The 19,855-nt window shown below is 73.1% G+C and carries 17 protein-coding genes; 9 read left to right on the forward strand and 8 right to left on the reverse strand.

Translation table 11 applies throughout. The annotated features are described in order from the left end of the window. The first annotated feature begins 469 nt into the window (after positions 1-469). The gene (locus I6A60_RS05350) at positions 470-2,146 is read left to right on the forward strand and encodes a glycosyltransferase family 2 protein (protein ID WP_203018611.1); all 1,677 of its coding nucleotides are present in this window, start codon (positions 470-472) and stop codon (positions 2,144-2,146) included. On the opposite strand, the gene I6A60_RS05355 is transcribed toward I6A60_RS05350, so the two are convergent. The 7 genes from I6A60_RS05355 to I6A60_RS05385 form a co-directional block, all read right to left on the reverse strand. Next, positions 2,113-3,684 carry a DHA2 family efflux MFS transporter permease subunit gene (locus tag I6A60_RS05355; protein ID WP_203018620.1) on the reverse strand — a complete coding sequence of 524 codons (1,572 nt, stop codon included), beginning with the start codon at positions 3,682-3,684 and terminating at the stop codon, positions 2,113-2,115. The genes I6A60_RS05350 and I6A60_RS05355 overlap by 34 nt on opposite strands. Positions 3,685-3,694: 10 nt before the next feature. Continuing rightward, on the reverse strand, positions 3,695-3,856 hold the full coding sequence (locus I6A60_RS05360) for a hypothetical protein (RefSeq protein WP_013428087.1): 162 nt from the start codon (positions 3,854-3,856) through the stop codon (positions 3,695-3,697). An 89-nt stretch (positions 3,857-3,945) separates the two neighbouring features. Continuing rightward, entirely contained in the window at positions 3,946-5,385 is a 1,440-nt protein-coding gene (locus I6A60_RS05365; protein WP_203018623.1) for an adenylosuccinate synthetase, read from the reverse strand. Between the two features lie 93 nt (positions 5,386-5,478). Next, on the reverse strand, positions 5,479-6,477 hold the full coding sequence (locus I6A60_RS05370; protein WP_203018625.1) for a hypothetical protein: 999 nt from the start codon (positions 6,475-6,477) through the stop codon (positions 5,479-5,481). A gap of 79 nt (positions 6,478-6,556) precedes the next feature. Continuing rightward, entirely contained in the window at positions 6,557-7,807 is a 1,251-nt protein-coding gene (locus tag I6A60_RS05375) for a molecular chaperone DnaJ (protein WP_203018627.1), read from the reverse strand. Then, positions 7,804-8,664, reverse strand: coding sequence for an NUDIX domain-containing protein (locus I6A60_RS05380; protein WP_203018629.1), 861 nt, complete (start codon positions 8,662-8,664; stop codon positions 7,804-7,806). Before I6A60_RS05380 ends, I6A60_RS05375 begins: the two co-directional genes overlap by 4 nt. Before the next feature lie 277 nt (positions 8,665-8,941). Beyond that, positions 8,942-9,760: a hypothetical protein gene (locus I6A60_RS05385; RefSeq protein ID WP_203018631.1), complete on the reverse strand. Its 819-nt coding sequence runs from the start codon at positions 9,758-9,760 to the stop codon at positions 8,942-8,944. A gap of 404 nt (positions 9,761-10,164) precedes the next feature. Between I6A60_RS05385 and I6A60_RS05390 the strand changes: the two genes are divergently transcribed. From I6A60_RS05390 to I6A60_RS05425, 8 genes are all read left to right on the forward strand, one after another. Then, on the forward strand, positions 10,165-11,589 hold the full coding sequence (locus I6A60_RS05390) for an amidase (RefSeq protein WP_203018633.1): 1,425 nt from the start codon (positions 10,165-10,167) through the stop codon (positions 11,587-11,589). A gap of 119 nt (positions 11,590-11,708) precedes the next feature. Next, positions 11,709-13,067: a PP2C family protein-serine/threonine phosphatase gene (locus I6A60_RS05395; protein ID WP_203018635.1), complete on the forward strand. Its 1,359-nt coding sequence runs from the start codon at positions 11,709-11,711 to the stop codon at positions 13,065-13,067. A gap of 248 nt (positions 13,068-13,315) precedes the next feature. Beyond that, complete coding sequence (locus tag I6A60_RS05400; RefSeq protein ID WP_203018637.1) at positions 13,316-14,956, forward strand: carboxylesterase/lipase family protein; 1,641 nt, start codon at positions 13,316-13,318, stop codon at positions 14,954-14,956. A 2-nt stretch (positions 14,957-14,958) separates the two neighbouring features. Continuing rightward, the gene (locus tag I6A60_RS05405; protein ID WP_203018639.1) at positions 14,959-15,714 is read left to right on the forward strand and encodes a hypothetical protein; all 756 of its coding nucleotides are present in this window, start codon (positions 14,959-14,961) and stop codon (positions 15,712-15,714) included. A gap of 112 nt (positions 15,715-15,826) precedes the next feature. Continuing rightward, on the forward strand, positions 15,827-16,243 hold the full coding sequence (locus tag I6A60_RS05410; protein WP_203018651.1) for a molybdopterin-binding protein: 417 nt from the start codon (positions 15,827-15,829) through the stop codon (positions 16,241-16,243). A gap of 163 nt (positions 16,244-16,406) precedes the next feature. Further along, complete coding sequence (gene modA / locus I6A60_RS05415; RefSeq protein WP_203018653.1) at positions 16,407-17,204, forward strand: molybdate ABC transporter substrate-binding protein; 798 nt, start codon at positions 16,407-16,409, stop codon at positions 17,202-17,204. 11 nt (positions 17,205-17,215) lie between these two features. Next, a complete protein-coding gene (locus I6A60_RS05420; protein ID WP_307873540.1) occupies positions 17,216-18,085 on the forward strand; it encodes an ABC transporter permease in 870 nt (289 codons plus the stop codon). Further along, positions 18,082-19,230 (forward strand): ABC transporter ATP-binding protein, encoded by a 1,149-nt coding sequence (locus I6A60_RS05425; RefSeq protein WP_203018665.1) that lies wholly within the window; start codon positions 18,082-18,084, stop codon positions 19,228-19,230. Before I6A60_RS05420 ends, I6A60_RS05425 begins: the two co-directional genes overlap by 4 nt. Positions 19,231-19,263: 33 nt before the next feature. On the opposite strand, the gene I6A60_RS05430 is transcribed toward I6A60_RS05425, so the two are convergent. After that, positions 19,264-19,845, reverse strand: a complete 582-nt coding sequence (locus I6A60_RS05430) for a TetR/AcrR family transcriptional regulator (RefSeq protein ID WP_203018667.1) — start codon at positions 19,843-19,845, stop codon at positions 19,264-19,266. Between the last annotated feature and the right edge of the window lie 10 nt (positions 19,846-19,855).

Raw genomic sequence — 19,855 nt, forward strand, 5'->3', positions numbered from 1 at the left:
GGCCGACCCTGTTCGCGTCTCGGCGTCGCCGTCGCCGCGTCGGCCCCAAAGACAGTCACGTCAAGTAGCGAGTCGGGTACGCATCTTTGTCCAGACGGCCGCCCGCGGCCCACTCGTCATGTTTCCGAAACAGCACGCAAGATTCAGCCACACGAAACATGTTCGTCATCTCTCAACGCGTCCGAAATACATCATCGCCCGGCGCGCATCCCGCCACGACGCACGCCGGCCGGACTCCGCACGGAAACCCAACCGCACATAATGTGATGCAGGTCACACTTCAGTCGAGGTTTCGGATCCCTTGAGAATCCGCCTGCTGACGTGCGAACATTTCGGTCAACCCCCCGTTCTCAGGTACCCGCGCCGACGCGGCGTACCGACGACCGGTCACGGGTCAACCCAATTTTTCACGCGCCGACAGGCGTGTGTTCAACGCTGTATTCGTCATGGGCGGATGTCGACGGGTGGCATGAACAAGGTAGAGGCTGTCGTCATTAACTGGAAACGTCCAGGCAATGTCGAGCGGATCGTGGACGCGCTACAGGCGCAATCCGTGCCCTGCACGGTGACGGTATGTGACACCCACCTCGACGACCAATACACCTTGTCCCAGGCGACGCTGTCCGGCGCCGACCGGGTCTACCGCTGGGGCCACAACACCGGGCCGTACTCCAGGTTCGTGCCGCTGGCCGCGTACGACCACGAGTACACGTTCTTCGTCGACGACGACATGCTGCCCGGTGCCCGCTGCGTCGAACACTTCGTGAACACCGCCGAGTCGCTCCCCGGCTTCGGCTCGATCGGCCAGATGGGCCGGATCGTCCCGTCCGACGGGGTCTACACCGCCCGCAACGTCGGCCGGCTGCCCAAGGCACGGGAGATCGACATCCTGGTCCGCGGCTTCTTCGTCCGGACCCGCAACCTGCACCACATAGCCCAGCTCCGCTGGCTGATGAACTACATGGCGGAGCAGGTCCCCGAGGACGACATGCTGCTCTGCGTCGCGATGCGGCTGTGCGCCGGGCTGCGCAACTACCTGACGCCGAACGACCCGGATCCCGAGACGCTGATGAACCGCAGCGAGCTGCCGGACCCGCACGCCCTGCACCGCCGGCCGGACCACATCCAGCGCCGGATCGACTTCATGCTCGCCGCGAGGGCCATCGGCTGGCTCTCGGTCAGCCCGCCGCCCAGCATCCCCAAGCAGCTCACCGCGGCAGACCTGAACGGAGCAAGCGGCGACGGCCTGCGCCACAGGCGCGACGAAGCGTCGGTCGAGCAGCTTTCGGCATCGCCGCTCGACGTCTCCCTGAACGGCCATTCCCTGAACGGCCATGGACCGGCCGCACAGAACGGACTGGCGACACAGAACGGCAAGCCGGCCAGGCAGGGGGCGCGACCCAGCAAGCCGGGCGCCAACCGCGGCGTCGTCTATCTCGCCCTGGGCGAGAGCTACGCCAACCTCGTCACGGACAGCGCGCGCACGCTGCGCCTGCACGGTTACGACGGCCCGGTGCGGGTCATCACCGACGCGCCCAGCCACGAGCTGGTCGACCTGGAATGCGAGACCCTCGTCGTCGGCAGCCTCCCCGGCGGCTTCGCGTCCCGTTTCCACAAGACGCAGCTGAATCGCTGGTCGTTCGAGCGGACGCTGTTCCTGGACGCCGACACGATCGTCATCTCCTCGATCGACGAGGTCTGGGAGCTGCTCGCCGGCCGCGACATGGCGATGGCGCCGGACATGCACTCGTCGGTCGCCGACGTCATCGCGCGCAGCGTCAACGACCCGAACCGGCGCGCACCCGAATACCAGTTGATGCAGGAGCTCGGCCTGAGCGACCGGCGCTACTACAACAGCGGCGTCATGCTCTGGGACCAGAACGGCCGGGTGTCCAGGATGTTCAACCGGTGGCACCAGGAGTGGAACCGCTTCGGCGGGGAGGACCAGCTCGCGCTCGTCCGGGCGATCGCCGCCACCGGGACGAAGGTGTCCACCCTGGACTCGGCCTGGAACCGCCGGCCCAAGGCGTTCTCCTCGGTCGACGAGGCCCGCGGTGCCGGCGTCCGCATCCTGCACTTCCTGTCCCGCCAGCGTTCGCTGCTCAACGACGCCTACCTCGGTGTCGTGGCGGAGTACCTGGGCTGACGGTCCGCGGCGCCCAGCGGGCAGTTGTCCGCGGTGGTCGCGACCGGCGTCGCGTCCAGGGCGCAGTGGGTGAAGTGCGCGGGCCGCAGGTGCCTGCGATGGGGCGCGCGCTGGTCAGGCCGGTTGCGGATGCTGGCGGCCGCGGTGAGACCGCCGACGGCGGCGATCGCGGCGGCCAGCAGCATCGCGATCTGGAAGCCGTGGTTGAACGCGCCGGCCTGCAGGTAGGAGGCTCCGGCGAGGCCGGCCACGGCGGGCAGGACGGCGACCGCGAGCAGCTGGGCGGTGCGCGCGACGTCGTTGTTCACCGCGGAGGCGACGCCGGCCTTCTCCACCGGCGCCGCGGCGAGCGCGGTGGACGTCAACGGCGCGACGGTCGTCGCCAGCCCCAGACCCAGCACGATCACCGCGGGCAGGACGTCCCGCCAGTAGCCGTCGCCGTGACCGGCGCGGGACAGCAGCGCGAGCCCGGCGCCGGCCACCAGCGGACCGACGCTCATCTGCAGCCGGGGACCGATCCGCGCGGCCAGCGCCCCGGACCGCGCCGAGAGCGTCAACATGATGATCGTGATGGGCAGCAGGGCGGTGCCCGCCTCGACCGGCGAGTAGCCGCCCACCTCCTGTAGCTCGATCGGGAGCAGGAACAACGCCCCGCCGAGCCCGGCATAGACCACGAAGGTGACCAGGTTCGCCGCCGAGAACTGGCGTGACGCGAACAGGCTCGGCGGGAGCATCGGCTCGTGGGTGCGCCGTTCGGCGGCCACGAAGGCCACCAGCATCCCGGCTCCGAGCACGAGCGGCACGATCACCGGTCCCGACGTCCAGCCGCGCGACGGGCCCTCGATCAGCCCGTAGCAGAGCCCGACCAGGCCGAGCGTGCCGAGGGCCGCGCCGCGCAGGTCGATCCGCCGCGGCGCCGCCGGGTCGGTCGACTCGGGGACGTGCCGGGCCGCGATGAGGATGACGGCGACGGCCAGCGGCAGGTTCAGGAAGAAGATCAGCCGCCACGACACGGCCGCCACCAGCCAGCCGCCGAGGAACGGCCCCACGGCGGTCGCGACCCCGGACAGGCCGGACCAGGCGCCGATCGCCCGGGAGCGGTCCTGCGCTCCGAAGGAGGACTGGAGGATCGCGAGGCTGCCCGGGGTGAGCAGCGCGGCGCCGACTCCCTGCAGCGCCCGAGCGCTGATCAGCATGGACGCGCTCGGCGCGAGCCCGCACAGCAGCGAGGCGGTCGCGAACCAGACGACGCCGATCACGAAGACCTTGCGGCGGCCAAACCGGTCGCCGAGCGAGCCGCCGACCAGCAGCAGTCCCGCGAGGGTGAGCGTGTAGGCGGTCACGACCCACTGCAGCGACGCGAGCCCGGTGCCGAAGTCGCGCCCGATCGAGGGCAGCGCGACCCCGACGGCGGTCGCGTCGATCGCGGCGAGCCCCGAGCCGAGCACGGTCGCGATCAGTACCCACCGGCCCGGCGCGGACGAGAACACCAGCGCGGGCGCCAAGTCCGGCCCGGCCGGGACTGGTTGGGTCGACATGGCCCGAACGCTACGCGTGCCGGTCCTCCTGCAGGGCTCGGATCGAGGCGGCCAGCCGGGTGTCAGCGAGGTCTCGCCGCTCTTCCAGCACCCGGAGCAGGACCAGCAGGAAGACGGTGCCCGACGCGAAGACCAGCGCCAGGATCAGTGTGAAGACGTAGAACTCCAACACGGCGAACCTCCATGGGTTCGGTTCTTGCGCTGTCCACGCTGGCTGGCCACCCGGGGCAGGGGCTACCAGTGGCCGTGGACCTGTTCCGTTCAGTGCTTGTCACCGCTCCTGGGTCCGTGGGAGCGGATGGTGACCGGCGCACCGCACACGTCGGCGACGACGTCCGGCCAGTCCGCCGGGCCAGGTGGACGGGAGTCGAGGACGGGCCGGGCCCGCGACAGCAGCCCGGTCAGCTCCGCCGCTCGCGCCAGGTCCCCGGAGGGGCCGGGCACCAGGCGCTCGACCCACCGCGAGCCGCCAGCCGGCTCGGCCTCCGCCGGGCCGGAAGGGTCACGCACAGCACTCGCGTCCATGTGGTCAGCGTTGCGCGCGACCGCCGGCCCAATGTGGTCAAAGTCCGAGATGTCGGCGCCGCCGGGAGTCGGCTGCGCGACTGGGCCGACCGGGCTGACCTCGTAGGACCGGCAGATTCCCAGCGATTGGCGGCTGGGCGCGTCGAGGTGGGTCAGCGCCACCGCGTCGACCCCGCCGGCGACCTCGACGGCGTAGCGGTGCGCGACCGCGTCGAAATGGCCGACGCGAAACGCCCCCTGCCAGCGGCCGGTGCCGTTGTGCCGGTCCGGCAGCGCGGCGGTCAGCGCGGCGTCCTCGGTCACCAGCGGGCCGGCGCCATGCCGGGTGGTGTAGGTCCGCACCACCCCGAGCCGGTGGGCGTCGCCGGCAGGCACGCCCGCGTCGCACAGCAGCTTCTCCGCGTTCGCGAACGTCGTCGTGGACCAGGTCGTGTACGGGTGGAACCCGTGCCACTCGTCGAGCAGCACGCCCTGTGCCCCCTCGAAGACCACCGGTCCGACCCGGGCCAGCTCGGCGAGGTGCCGGTCGTCGACGAGCCGGACGGCCCGCGCGAACTGACCGAACACCTCGACGCAGGCGTCCACCGGCGGCAGCTCGCCCCCGGCCCGCGCCGGTCCCGCCAGCGGGCCGAGCTCAGCCTCCAGGCAGTCCCGCAGCTCGGTCAGCAGCCGGAGCAGCCGGGCCGGCCGGGCGCAGTCGCGCGCCCGAGGCGCGGCGTCCGGGTGGGCGAGGGCGTAGGCGGCGGTCTCGCCGATGCCCATCCCGCACGAGCCGTGCCGGCCGCCGCCGCGCGCCAGCTCCCTGGTCCGGTTCGCGGCGACGTGGTACGGGGTCGTGAGCAGGGCGTCCCCGTGCACCGTCAGCCGGGCGAACGGGTCGGGCACGCCGAGAGCCGCGAGGTGCGCCGCCTCGGCCGCGAGCGCCAGCGGGTCCACGAGGACGTACCGCGACAGGTGCGTCGGCACGCCCGTGAGCGTGCCCGAGCCGAACTGCGCGAACGTGTGGTGCCGGCCGTCGTCGGTGACGACGTTGTGCGCCGCCTGCGCGCCGCCGTTGAACCGGACCACGGCCGCCACCGGCCGCCCGTCCGCCGCGGCGACCCGGCAGAGGTGGTCGACAACCGTTCCCTTGCCGGCGTCGCCGAACCCGAGGTCGACGACGATCGTGTGCCGCATGAGAGCTCCTCCTGGTCGCTCGACGCCGGGTCTGGGTGGGCCGGTGCAGCCCATCGGGCCGCGCCGGGGGGCGGGTGTGCCCGGGTGGATGAGTCAGAGCCGGGCGATGCCGGTTCCGCCGCGCCGCGCGGGCGGCTGACCGTCGCGGCCGGCGGTGATCTCGCGGCGGGCCGGGGCGCCGGCCCGCATCCGGGCGAGCGCCTTGCCGACCGGGGCGACGGCGGCGCCGGCACCGACGTCGCGCAGGTCGTCAAGGCCCTCGTCCAGGTCGATCGAGTCCTCAAGGATGCCGATCGTCAGCGCGATCGTCTCGCAGGCCAGGCCCAGGTCGTCGAGCTCGATCACCCGCTCGCCCAGCAGCTCCCGCCAAGTCGCCAGCACCTCCTGGTCCTGCGCGTGCGCGGTCCCGGCCGGGATGATGAAGAAGACGTTGTACGTCCGCTCCAGCTCCTCGACGATCTCCCTGGTCGGGATGGCGACCCGCAGCTGGTCGCCGATCAGGTCGCGGACCTGGCCGGCGTCGACCTTCCGGTACGGCTTCTCGTCGCCGATGACGAACAGGTAGCCCTTCTTGGCGCGCTTCTCGAAGCAGTCCAGCGCGGTGTGCCGGGCCATGAAGTACATCGCCAGCTCGTAGGACTCCATGACCTGGCCGCCGCCACCACCCTCCAGGATGATGTTGCCGAGCTGCTCGTCCATCCGGTTGTCCGACTCGAACTGGCCGACCTGCAGCGGCACCCGGTCGCACGTCGCGTCCCCGATCCCGCCGAACATGATCTGCGGGTGCTCGACGTAGCCCTTGCGCAGCAGCAGCCCGAACAGCGACGGCAGCTTGGCCTGCAGTTCCTTCGGCACCGAGCCCATCGAGCCGGTGACGTCGAAGAGCACCGAGATCGCCAGCGAGGTCGGGTGCTCGGCCGAGTCACGGCTCTCCCGCTTGCCCACGCCGAACGGGTCCAGCTCCGCGTGGACCTTCATCGCGCGACCGGCACCGCGCATCCGGTCGCTGTAGTCGAACGCGCTCGCGCCCGTGCTCGCGCGGTAGTTCGCGGCCGCGTCGTAGACGTCCGTCGACCAGGCTCCGCCACCCATGATGACCTCCAGAAAACGAGAGAACGAACAGCCGAAAGGGAGAGAAGGGACGGCGCTCGGGCCGTCCGGCGAACGGGGGTCAGGTCGCGGGCGCCGGCATGGCGAACGGGCGGAAGCGACGCGGGCCGTAGATCCGCCCGAGCAGGTCGTCGAGCTCGCCGAGCAGCCGCCAGGCGTCATCCGGCCGCATCGCCGGCGCCGCCGGCAGGCAGCCGGTGAGGAACCGCCGGATCGGCGCCGGCACCGCCGTGGGCAGCCGGGCCGGGTCCTCGTCGCCGAGCAGGTAGGAGACGCACCGGCTGGCGAGCGCGATGTCGGTCGCCGCGGCCGGCGGCTCGCGGCGGGCCACCTCGGCTGGGTACCAGTCGGCGTAGGCGGCGACCAGGGCCGGAATCCGCCGGCTCGGGTCGTCCCGTCCCGCGGCTGGCCGGTAGGGGCCGACGACCGCGCCGTCGGCCGGCTCGGGAATCGCGCTGTAGCACCAGTCGACGAGGACCAGGCCGTGCTGGGCCGGGTGGATGAGCACGTGCGGCGGCAACACCGCGCCGTGCGCGACACCGGCGCGGTGCGCGTACCCGATCGCGACCAGCAGCCGTCGCCACATCCAGACCGCGTCCCGCGGGTCGAGCCCGGCCGGGTAGGCGGCCCGCACCTCGGCCAGCGTGACGAAGCCGTCCAGGCGAGCCAGCACGTTGACCCGCCGAGCCGGGGTGGACCCGCCGTCCGCCAGCCGGGCCGTGTCGACCAGCATCGGCACGTAGGCGGCGTGCCTGCGGTCGCCCAGCCGGGCGATCCGCCGCAGGGCCGTCGCCTCCCGGGCGATCAGGTCGTCGTCGTCGACCGAACGTGCGATCTTGCACAGCAGGGTGTCCGACGCGGGGCGGCCGTCCGCCGGCTCGACGTGATCGACCCGGTACAGGACGGCCAGGTCGCCCTCGGCGTGCGGGCGGCCGACGGTGTAGGCGTGCCGGGCGCGGCCGACGACGACCGCGCCGGTCCGCTCGCCAGCGCCCGGGCTCGTCGGCGCCTCGGCGGCGCTGCCCTGGTAGGCGAACCACAGTTCGGTGAGCCGGGCGAAGGCGGCCGCGGCATCCGCGCGCCGGCCGGCGGGGGCGACGTCCGGGTGGACCTGGCGGGCCATGGTCCGGTAGGCGCGGCGCGCCGTGCGCGAGGCCTCCCGTGCCTGGGTGCCGGCCGGGTCGAGCGGGCCGAACAGCTCCGACGCGGGCAGGCCCCGCCGCAGCACCTGGTCCACGATCTCGTCGAACGTGACCGGCGGTCGTGCCGTCGAGTCGGTTCCGGCGGCGGGCGAGGCGGCTTCTGTGATCATCGGAGGTCCTCCTTCCCGGGGCGCAGCAGCGCGGGGTGCAGCAGCCGAGCCGGGCCGGCCCGGTAGAGCCGGGCCCGGCGGCCGCCCCGGGCGCCGCCGCTGGCGGTGGTGGCACCGGTGTCCTCGACGAACCCCGGCGCGGAGAGCACCTTGCGGTGGAAGTTGGGCGCGTGCAGCGGCTGGCCCCAGACCGTCTCGTAGACGGCGCGCAGGTCGGTGACGGTGAACTCGGCGGCCACGAACGCGGTGGCCAGCGGCGTGTACTCGAGCTTGGAGCTGGCTCGTTCCAGGCCGTGCGCGAGGATTCGCGCGTGGTCGAAGGCCATCCCGTCCCGATCGACCGACGTGACCGGAAGCCAGGCGGCCGAGGCCGCGTCGCCACCCGCGGTGGGATCAGGCAGATCAGGCGCGAAGGCGAGGTAGGCGACCGAGATGACCCGCATCCTCGGATCGCGTCCCGGAGTGCCGTAGGTCCCTAGCTGCTCCAGGTGGATCCGGTCGAGCCGGCGGTCGGCCGCTCGCCGGTCCGGTGACGCGGCCAGCCCGGTCTCCTCCGCGAGCTCCCGGACGGCGGCCGCGCCGAGGTCCTCCTCGGCGCGCGAGCCATCCGGCCCGAGCGTCGTCCGGATGAATCCCCCCGGCAGGGCCCACCGGCCCGCGAAGGGCGCCAGCCCGCGCCGCACCAGCAGTACGTGCAGGGTGGGGACGGCCTCCCCCGCCGGGGTCTCGACCGGCCGGATGGTGAGCGCTACGACGTCGACGGTGACCGCGACCGGCTCGTAGTCGCGCGGGTCGTAGGACGCGAGGAACGCGGCCTCCTCCGCCGCGCCGCCACCGGCCAGGCCGCCGTCCGCCATCGAGCTCTCCGTTCCGTCGTGAGCCGTTCTTCGCCGAGCCACTCGTTCTTCTCGTATTGAGAAAATCTTAGGTTGAGAAGAACCTATGAGACGGATCGCCCGATGACAAGGGGGTGTCAGCCGGCAGACATCGCCTGACGCTCTCGGCTGAGAGCAGGGAGGTTCCCGTCCCGGCCCGCGTCCCGACGGCCGTGATCGGCCGGGGGACGACGGGACGCGGACCGGTGGGAGCCTCGTCAGGACCTGGCAGGTCCTGGTCCCGCCAGCGCGGGAGCCTCTAGGCGTCCGGCCCGCGGCGGGACCGTAGCCGCAGCCACAGGGTCCCGACGGCCGCGGCGAACGCCGCGCCAGCACCCCCGGCGACGGCGGGGTGCCGCCGGACCTCCTGGCCGAGCTCGCGCGCGGTCTTCCCGCTGGACGCGACCGCAGCGGCACGTTCCGCCGCGGTGGCCACCCACGGGTGTTCGCCCGCCTGGGAGCGGACCTTGCCGGCCGCGGTCTTGGTGAGCTCCGTCGCGGCGGCCACCTGCGGCGTCACCTTCTCGCGCGCGCTGGCGACGGCCGGGGCGACCTTGTCCTTCGCCGTGGAGACCGCCGGGGCGACCTTGTCCTTGGCTGTCGAGACCGCGGGGGCGACCAGATCCTTCGCCGTCGAGACGGCCGGGCCGATCCTGGAGACGGCGGGCGCGACCTTCTCGCGCGCGGTCGCGACGGTGGGGCCGACCTTCGCGACGGCGGGGCCGACCTTGTCCCGCACGGTGGCCACCGCCGGGCCGACCCGCTGGCGCGCGCCGGCGAGCACCCCGGGACCGACCGGCTCGCCGTCGGCCGGCTCCGCCGGCGCGTCCTCGCCCGACGGTCCGGCCGACGCCGACTGTCCGGCCGACACTGCCTCGGCCGCCGGCTCGCTGGCGTCCGCCGGGTGGTGCCCGTTCGCGCCGGAAGCGCCGTTCAGGCTGCCGGGTGGCTCCTGGCTGGGGGTGGGGTAGTCGTCGGCGGGTGCGATATCGGACAACGCGGAGTAGGGGGCCGGGGGCTCGGTGGTGCCCTCCGGCGTGGTCCCGGCGGACTCCGACGAGTTGTCTGGCTCGGTCACCTCGATCCCTTCTTGGTGCTCCGGTCGGTGGTGAATGATCGCCAACGGGTGCGACCGGCCGCGGAGTGCTGCCGCGAACGACCGCCCCACATCACCGGCCACACCCCGCAAGACGGGCCATGGTCGGCAAAATGCGCATTACTTGAGCTACCCGTGATGCTAAGGAGATAGTCCGTCGTTCTTCACCGCAAGGACACCCCAACAGGGGCGGCGTGACCGAAAGACCGCGCGGACCACGGTGGGGCATCGCACCCGCCCCACCGCGCCGCGGGCCCAACCGCCGGGACCCGAGCCGGCCGCCGCGCGGCGGAAACCGGCTGACCAGCGCGTTTCGGGCGAAGGGAGGAGCCTGGCGGCCGCGGTCGGCTACGGTTTTCCTGGGCAGCGGACTCGGGGAGGTCGGGGTGCGGGACGACCTGTTGGGCCTACGGGACCAGGCCACGGCGCTCGCTGGTGGTGCCGTCTCGGCGCGCGAGCTCGTCGGCGCCGCGCTCGATCGCATCCAGGCGACCCAGTCGACGCTCAACGCGTTCCGGCGGCTACGGCCGGAGGCCGCGCTCGCCGAGGCCGACGCGGCCGACCGGCGGATCGGCGCGGGGGAACGGCTGCCCCTGCTGGGTGTACCGATCGCGATCAAGGACGACACCGACCTCGCCGGCGAGCCGACGGCCTTCGGGGCGCGCGGCGAGTTCCCGCCGCAGCAGGCCGACAGCGAGATGGTGCGCAAGCTGAAGGCGGCCGGGGCGGTGATCGTCGGCAAGACGAACACCCCCGAGTTCGGTCAGTGGCCGTTCACGGAGGGGCCGGCGTTCGGGGTCACCCGCAACCCCTGGGACCTCGACCACACCCCGGGCGGCTCCTCAGGCGGGGCCGCGGCGGCGGTGGCCGCCGGCCTGGTCGCGGCGGCGGTCGGCTCGGACGGCGCCGGCTCGGTGCGGATCCCGGCGGCCTGGACGAACCTCGTCGGCATCAAGCCACAGCGCGGCCGGATCTCCAGCGCGCCGGTCTCCGAGCAGTTCAACGGCCTGACGACGTTCGGCCCGCTGGCGTTGACCGTCGGCGACGCGGCCCTGCTGCTGGACGTGCTGTCCGGCAGCGCGCCCGTCGACCGGGACCGCCCGCCGGCCCCGGAGGAGCCGTTCGAGGCCTCGGCCAGCCGCGAGCCGCGCCGGCTGCGGATCGGGCTGTCCCTGAAGGTGCCCTACAGCGGCATGTCGGCCAGTCTCGACCCGTCTGTGCGCGAGGCGGTCGAGAAGGTCGGCGCGGCGCTCGGGGAGCTCGGGCATGACGTCGTCCCCGCGGACCCGGCCTACGGCCTGCTGGGCGTGATCTTCCTGCCGCGTTCGCTGGAGGCGATCGACGACTGGGCCCACCGGGTGCCCGATCCGGAGCTGCTGGACGGCCGCACCGTCGCCAACGCCCGCACCGGCCGGATGCTGCGCCCCCTGCTGCTCGCCGCGCGGGCCGCGGAGCCGATGTCACGCTGGCGGATCGGGCGGGTGTTCCGGTCGGTCGACGTGCTGCTCGCGCCGACCACCGCGGTTCCCCCGCCACGGGTCGGCGAGCTCAACCGCCCGACGAACTGGGAGACCGACCACGCGATCGTCGCCGCCTGCCCGTTCACCTGGCCGTGGAACGTGCTCGGCTGGCCCGCAGTCAACGTGCCCGCCGGTCTGACGGCCACCGGTCTGCCGCTCGGTGCGCAGCTGATGGGCCCGGCGAACAGCGAGAGCCTGTTGATCTCGCTCGCCGCCCAGCTGGAGCGGTCGCAGCGCTGGTACGAAAGGCGTCCGGGTCAGCGGGCTGGCGCGACCCCGTCGGCGGCCTGACCGGTCCAAGCCCGGTTCCGGGTGCGAATTTCCGGTCGAAGAGGCCACACGGCGTATATCGCCCCGATGAATCCGGCGGTACCTGCCCAGTGCCGGCAGGTGGACAGCGACAATGCCTCATGCCCTGGAAGCTGGACCGGGCGCTGGCGCTCGGGCTGGCCGTGCTGTGCTGCGCGGTCGGCATCAGTCTGCTCACCAACGTGGCCATGGCCGGGTACTTCGGACTGGCCGCCCTGCTCGTCTCGGGTGCCCGCGGCCCGCGCCGCACCGCCGCGATGGGCTCGCTGGCGGTCGTCGTCGCCGTGGTGTCCGGCCTGTGGGACCACCGCTTCCTGAACTCGCAGCACCTGGCCGCCATCGGGCTGGTCGCCGCGCAGTCGGCGGTGGCGGTCTGGATCGCGATCCACCGGTCCCGCCGTGAGTCGGAGCTGCGCCACCGGGAGACCGAGCTCATGCGGGTGCGCGCGGTCGCCGACGTCGCCCAGCGGGCGCTGCTGCCGGAGGTGCCCACGACGATCGACGGCGCCTGGTTCGCGGCCCGCTACCTGTCGGCCGCCGAGGAGGCCACCGTCGGCGGGGACCTCTACGAGGTCGTCGCCACCCGGCACACGATCCGGGTCATCATCGGCGACGTTCGCGGCAAGGGCCTGCCCGCCGTCAGGCTCGCCTCCGTCGTCCTCGGTGCCTTCCGGGAGGCCGCGGTCACCTGGCTGGAGCCGGAGCAGGTGGCGGCGGCCTGCGCCGGGGCCGTCAACCGGGAGGCGGGCCCGGAGGACTTCGTCACCGCGCTGCTGGTCGACATCCACCCCGACGGCCGGCTCAGCCTCTGCTCGGCCGGTCATCACCCGCCCGTGCTGTTGTCTCGGCCTTCGGCGAAGCCCGCGGGTCTGGCCGACGACGGCGCCGGCTCCGTGGTCGAACCGGCCACCGGTCTTGGTGAGGTGCTGCTGAAGTCGCCGAGCCCGCCGCTGGGGCTCGCCGAGCGGTTCACCCCGTCGTCCGCCCGCTGGAGCATCGGCGACCGCCTGCTGCTGTTCACCGACGGACTGATCGAGGCGCGTTCGCCGGACGGGGTGTTCTTCCCGCTGGAGGACCATCTCGACCTGTTGCTCGAGGGCACTCCCGAGGAGGCGCTCGACCGGCTGACCGAACGGGTCACCGAGCACGCCGGCGGGCACCTGCGTGACGACCTCGCCATGCTGCTCATCGAGCGCCGGCCGCTCGCCACCGAGGCCGAGCCGACGGTGCCGCGTCAGCCGTCCGCGAACCACGACGACCAGCCGCGTCCGATCCGCGTCGAGGGGCCGGCGTCCGACGCCGACCCCTACGACATCGAGCCGGACGACGAGCCGGACGACGGCGAGCCCGAGCTGGACCAGCCCATGGCTGGGCCCGCCGAGGTACCCGCGGTCCAGGTGGCCGGGGCGGCGGGCTCCGGCTGGCGCCGGCTACGGGTCGGCCGCGCCCACCGGGGCTGACCACCGTGACCGTCACGACCACCGCGAACGTCACGACCACTGTGACCGCCAGGCCACCCACCGCACGAGCACGAAACTCCCCGATCCCTCACCGGGGCACGAACCAGGCCACACCGCCGAGGTGAGGCGGCACCGGTCCGACTACGCTCGACGGCTAAAGATCCGTCGTCGCACCGGGCCGCGCCGGTCGACCGTCAGCCAGGCGACCGCGCCCAGCACGTGGGTCCGCCTGACCGGGAGGGCCGAAGATGCGCAGGCACGCTCGGCTGACGGCCCTGCTGACGGGCCTTTTGGTCGCCACCGCTGGGCTGGCCGGCTGCACGTCCGGGGCGGACAGGTCCCCGCCGCGCAGCCAGCCCGCGGCAGTCACCTCACCGGCCGGCTACACCGCCAACCCGGACGCGCCGCCGCCGGTCGTCGCCACGACCGAAGGCCGAATCAGCGGGCAGCGCACCGGGAAGATGGACCGCTACCACGGCATCCCGTTCGCCGCGCCGCCGGTCGGGACGCTGCGCTGGACCGCGCCGCGCCAGCCGACGCCGTGGTCAGGCGTCCGGAACGGCACCGTCGGCGGACCACCGTGCAAGCAGGACGGGGCCTTCGCCGCGATCTCCAGCGAGGACTGTCTCTACCTCTCGCTCGGCCGGCCGGCGGGGGCCCCGCTGACCGGTCGGCTGCCGGTGATCCTCTGGATCCACGGCGGGGCCTTCGTCGGCGGCACCGGAGAGACCTTCGATCCGTCGGCGCTGGTGACCGGCGGCCCGGCGATCGTCGTGACGACGAACTACCGGCTCGGACCGCTCGGATACCTGGTCCTGCCGTCGTTGGGCGCGGGGGATGCCGGGAACTTCGCCACCGAGGACCTCATCGCGGCGCTGCGCTGGGTACGCACCAATGCGGCCGCGTTCGGCGGCGACCCGAACAATGTCACGATCATGGGCGAGTCGGCCGGCTCGGTGAATGTCTGCGCGCTCCTGGCCGCGCCAGCGGCGACCGGGCTGTTCCAACGAGCGATCATGGAAAGCGGCCCGTGCAGCTGGGAGCTGCCGACCATGGCCCAGGCCGCCCAGACCGGGCTGGCCCTCGCGGCCAGGCTCGGCTGCCCCGACCCGGTGACCGCGGCGGTCTGCATGCGGACCCGCTCGGCGGACCAGCTGGTCACCGCCGCGGCCGACGACACCGAGATCTTCAGCGCGTTCGCGTTCGCGCCGACGACGGGCGGGACGACGTTGCCGCTCACCCCGTCCCAGGCGCTCTGGGACGGCCGGCTGGCCCGGGTACCGCTGCTGATGGGCACCATCACCGACGAGGGCCGGCCGTTCACGAACCACTGGGCCACCGAGGGCCCCTTCACCGACTGGGGCGTGGACGCCCTGATCCGCACCCATTTCCCGGATCGGGCCGACCGGGTGCTGGCCGCCTATCCGGCCGGCCAGGTCCCGCCGCGGGAACGCCTGGCGCGGATCATCACCGACGACATGTTCACCTGTCAGACGACCACGTTCGCGCAGCTGGCCACCGGAATCGCCCAGCAGCCGGTCTACCTCTACGAGTTCGACGTTCCCGACGCGCCGGCCAGCTCGCCCGAGTTCGGCACCGGCGCCACCCATGGCTGGGATCTCGACTACCTGTTCCCCTCGACGTCGGCGTCCCAGCTGACCACCGCGGGACGGATCTCGCTGTCCAGGGCGATGGTGGGTTACTGGACCCGGTTCGCCGCCACCGGCGATCCGGGCGGCGGCGCGACGACCGCCGGATCGCCGCCGGCCTGGCCCCGGTTCGACGTCCGCACCGTCCGCGGCGGCCAGGACCGGATGCTGCTGACCCCGGCCAAGGTCGCGGCGGTGGCCGGCACCTGGTCAGCGCACCACTGCGATGTCTGGAGCTAGGCATGATCGGCGGCACGGCGGTGGGGGCGAGCGGGTTCCGGCCCAGCACCTCGGCCTTCCAGTTCACGAACGACTTCCCGCACCAGCCGGTCCTCGCGGTGCGGATACCGGGCCTCGGCAAGGGCATCCCGATCGGCGACGCGAGCCGCGGGCTGTGCGGCGGCATGATCTTCGCGGTTCGTGACCTGTTCGAGGCGCGCCGCGAGCCCCCGCCCGACACCGTCCCGCCCGGACCGGGCTCCCCCCTCTACCGGTACATCGTCCGGCGGCTGTTCGACAGCTGGGACCTGCCGCGCGGCGCGCTGCGCTACTACCGGCTCCAGGCGACCAGGGACGCCGACGTGACCTGGGCGCTCGGCCGTCGCCCCGGGCTCGGCCGGATCACGGTCGTCGACGAGTGGCCGCGGGTCCGCACCGACCTCGACTCCGGCCGGCTGCCGGCCCTCGGAATCATCACGGTGCACTCCGCCGACCCGCTGAAGCTCGGCCTGAACCACCAGGTCCTCGCCTACGGCTACGACCTCGTCGACACGACGGTCACGCTGCGCGTCTACGACCCGAACACACCGCTCGACGGCGCCGACGACGTCGCCCTCTCGTTCGACGTCGCGAACCCGGCCGGACCGGTGCCCATCACCCACAATCTCCGCGTCGGGGGCCGGCCGGTCCGCGGCTTCTTCCACTCCACGTACCGCTGGGCCGACCCCGCGGCGATCCCGCGGACCCCGGGCGACCCAGCGACGCCGGCCAACCCCTGACCCACCGGACAGGCGCAGGCTTCCGCATTCCCGTTGTCTTTGCGGTCCGATGTCCGTAATCTCGGGACCGTTCTGCCGATGTTTCCGTAAGTGCGGGGGGTACCGTTCCGCCATGCCGAGTTTCCGGATCAGCGAGGCGGCGGGACTGCTCGGGGTCAGCGACGACACCGTCCGCCGTTGGGCGGACATCGGCAGACTGCCGACGGTCCGTGATGAGTCGGGCCGTCAGGCGATCGAGGGCACCGTGCTGGCCCAGTTCGCCACCGAGCTCGCCGAGGGCCTCGAATCCCCCGCCGGCCGAGCGGTCATCGTCGGCGAGTCGGCCCGCAACCGCTTCCCCGGGATCGTGACCCGGGTCCAGCGAGACGGCGTGATGGCGCAGGTGGAGATCCAGGCCGGGCCGCACCGGATCGTCTCGCTGATGAGCCGGGAGGCCGCCGACGAGCTCGGCCTGGAGCCCGGGGTACTGGCGGTCGGCGCGGTCAAGGCGACGAACGTCGTGGTCGAGGTCCCCCAGCAGCATCGCTGAACGCCCTGTCGCATCGACCCGCTCTGTCGCGCCGACCCACCTGTCGCCTCGACCCACCCTGTCGCCTCGACCCACCTGTCGCCTCGACCCACCCTGTCGCATCGACGCGACGCCGTCCCACCCGCTGTTTCGAGTCGTCCCACCTCGCTGCTGGAGGATCCTCATGCGCATACCCCGCCCCGCGGCGGCAGCCGTCGCCGGTGTGGTCACCGTCGTCGTGCTCGCCGGCTGCGGTTCGAGCTCCGGCGGTGCCGCCGGCACCCCGAGCGCGTCGAGCACCCCGGCGCTGTCCGGGACGATCACGGTCCTCGCGGCGTCCTCGCTGACCGGGACCTTCACCGATCTGGGCAAGAGCTTCGAGGCCGCGCACCCCGGCGTCACCGTGAAGTTCAGCTTCGGCGCCAGCTCCACCCTGGCCACGCAGATCAACTCGGGCGCCCCCGCGGACGTGTTCGCCTCCGCGAGCACCAAGAACATGACCCAGGTGACCGACCAGCACAACGCCGCCAACCCGACGACGTTCGCGACGAACGAGGCGGAGATCGCGGTCCCGCCGTCGAACCCGCAGCACATCGCCACCATCGAGGACCTGGCGAAGCCGGGCGTCAAGGTCGCGCTCTGCCAGGCCGCGGTGCCCTGCGGCGTCGTCGCCCACAGTGCCTTCGACAAGGCCAAGATCACGGTGAAGCCGGTCACCGAGGGTCCCGACGTGAAGAGCGTGCTCACCACGGTCGAGCTGGGTGAGGTCGACGCCGGCGTGGTGTACAAGACCGATGTGCTGGCCGCCGGCAGCAAGGTCCTGGGCGTCGAGATCCCGGAGAACGAGAACGCCTCCACCGCCTACCCGATCGCCGCCCTCACCGCGTCGAAGAACAAGGCCGTGGCCGACGCCTTCGTCGCCTACGTGCTGTCCGCGACCGGCCGCACGGTCCTGACCAAGGCTGGCTTCGCCCAGCCGTGACCGCCCCGCCCGTGACCGGCCCCGCCCAGTCCCTCGCCACCGGCGGTGGGCGCGGGCGCGGTCGGCCACGGCGCGCCGGCCAGGGATGGGCGCCCTGGCCGCTGGCCCTGCCCGCCGGCCTGGCCATCGCGTTCCTGGTCCTCCCGCTCGTCGGGCTGCTGGTCCGGGCACCGTGGCGACGGCTGCCGAGCCTGCTCGGGCAGGCGGAGGTCCGCCAGGCCCTCGTCCTGTCGCTGGAGACGGCGACCCTGGCGACCGGCATCTCGATCCTGGTCGGGGTGCCACTGGCCTGGGTGCTCGCGCGGACCAGGCTGCCCGGCCGGTCCCTGCTCCAGGCGCTGGTCACGCTGCCGCTGGTGCTGCCCCCGGTCGTCGGCGGCGTCGCGCTGCTGCTCGCTTTCGGCCGCAACGGCGTGGTCGGCCGCTACCTCGACAGCCTCTTCGGGATCACCCTGCCGTTCACGACCACCGGCGTCGTGATCGCCGAGACGTTCGTCGCCATGCCGTTCCTGGTCGTGTCCGTCGAGGGCGCGCTGGCCGCGGCCGATCGACGCTTCGAGGACGCCGCCGCCACCCTCGGCGCCAACCGCTGGCTGACCTTCCGGCGGGTCACCCTGCCGATGATCGGCCCGTCGGTCGGGGCGGGCGCCGTCCTGTGCTGGGCCCGCGCGCTCGGTGAGTTCGGCGCCACCATCACCTTCGCCGGCAACTTCCCGGGCACCACCCAGACGATGCCGCTGGCCGTCTACCTGGCGCTGGAGAACGACCCGGACGCCGCGATCGCGCTGTCCCTGTTGCTGCTCGTGGTCTGTGTGACCGTTCTGATCGCCCTGCGGCGCCGTTGGCTGTCCGGCGCCAGGGGCGTGATCGCAGCCGCATGACCACCCCGGACCAGACCGCCGTGGTCGCCGGGCCCACGCCCGCGACCGGCCCGGTCGCGCCGGCCGGGCTGGTCGCGGACATCGTCGTCGACGTCGGCGCCTTCACGGTCCAGGTGTCGCTCGCGGTGACCCCCGGCGAGGTCACCTGCGTGCTCGGGCCGAACGGCGCCGGCAAGACCACCCTGCTGCGCGCCCTGGCCGGGCTCGCCCCGATCACCTCCGGGCGCATCGTCCTCGACGGCGACGTCCTCGACGACCCGGCCGCCGGCCTGTTCAGGCCCGCGCACCGCCGGCCGGTCGGCGTCGTCTTCCAGGACTACCTGCTGTTCCCGCACCTGTCCGCCCGCGACAACGTCGCCTTCGGCCTGCGCGCCCGCGAGCGCACCGGGCGGCGGCGGGCCCGCCAGCTCGCGGACGGCTGGCTGGACCGGTTCGGCCTCGCCGACCACGCCGACCGACGGCCCGGCCAGCTGTCCGGCGGGCAGGCGCAACGCGTCGCCCTCGCCCGCGCGCTGGCACCCGCGCCCCGGCTCCTGCTGCTCGACGAGCCGCTGGCCGCCCTCGACGTCGCCACCCGCTCCGACGTACGGGCCCACCTCGCCCGCACGCTCGCCGCCTCACCGACGCCGGTGCTGCTCGTCACCCACGACCCACTCGACGCGATGATCCTGGCCGACCGGATCGTCATCCTCGAGGCCGGCCGCATCGTCCAGGAGGGCCCGGCCGCCGAGGTCGCCCGCCGCCCCCGTACTCGCTACGTGGCCCGCCTCGTCGGCCTCAACCTCTACGCGGGGACCGCGAGTGGCGACCTGGTCACCCTCGATGGCGGCGGGCAGCTCCACGTTCCCGCCGACAGCCCGCCGCCGGGGAGGGGCACCGCCGTTCTCGTCGCGATCCGCCCGACCGCGGTCGCCCTGTACACGGACCAGCCTCCGCAGGGCAGCCCGCGCAACGTGCTGGCCGGCCCGGTCGAGACCCTCGAGCCGTTCGGTGACCGGGTCCGCGTCAGCATCGCCTCCGAGCCACCGATCCATGCCGACATCACGGCCGCCGCGCTCGCCGATCTCCGGCTCGCCCCGGGCACGCCGGTCTGGGCCACGATCAAAGCGACCGATCTCACCGTCTATCCGGCCCAGGAGGCCTGATGAAATGGTTGGCCGCCCGGCGCAACCCGGGCGTTACCGCTCGTCGATTTCTTCGATCAGACGGGTGATGTAGGCGTTCACGGATTCAAAGTCGTAGGCGACACCGAGGTCGGCGTCGATCGTCATGATCTGGGTTATCCCGATCATTGCGAGCTGGGCGAACAACGGCGGGCACCGTTCGGGCGGGACACCGCGGTCGGTGAGGGCCACCGTGAACGCGTCGAGCTGGAGCTGGCGATAGCGCTGGTAGTACTCGACGAGTGCGGACCGAATCACCTTGCGGTGGTTGGCCAGCGCCATGAACTCGAGGCTGAACCTCGTGGTCGTGAGACCGGTCTCGCGCAGGTCCCACAGCTGCCGCAATGTCGGGCGGGAACCCATGACCTCGCGGAGCGCCGCCAGGCCGACTTCCGCACGTCGCTGGAATACCTGTAGGAAAAGGTCGTCCATCGTGTGGAAGTAGTAATGCACCAGCTGGGGTGTCAGGCCGGCTCGGGCGCCCACCCGCCGCGAGGTGACGGCGGCGTAGCCTTCCTCCAGCAGCAGCCACTCGGCGGCGTCGAGCAGTTGCTCGCGCCTCCCCGGCTCCGCCGGCGTCCGATGTTGGCTGACCATCTGTCCTTCA

Origin of the sequence: Frankia sp. AgB1.9 (genome assembly GCF_016786355.1) — a bacterium.
Classification (GTDB): Bacteria; Actinomycetota; Actinomycetes; order Frankiales; family Frankiaceae; genus Pseudofrankia.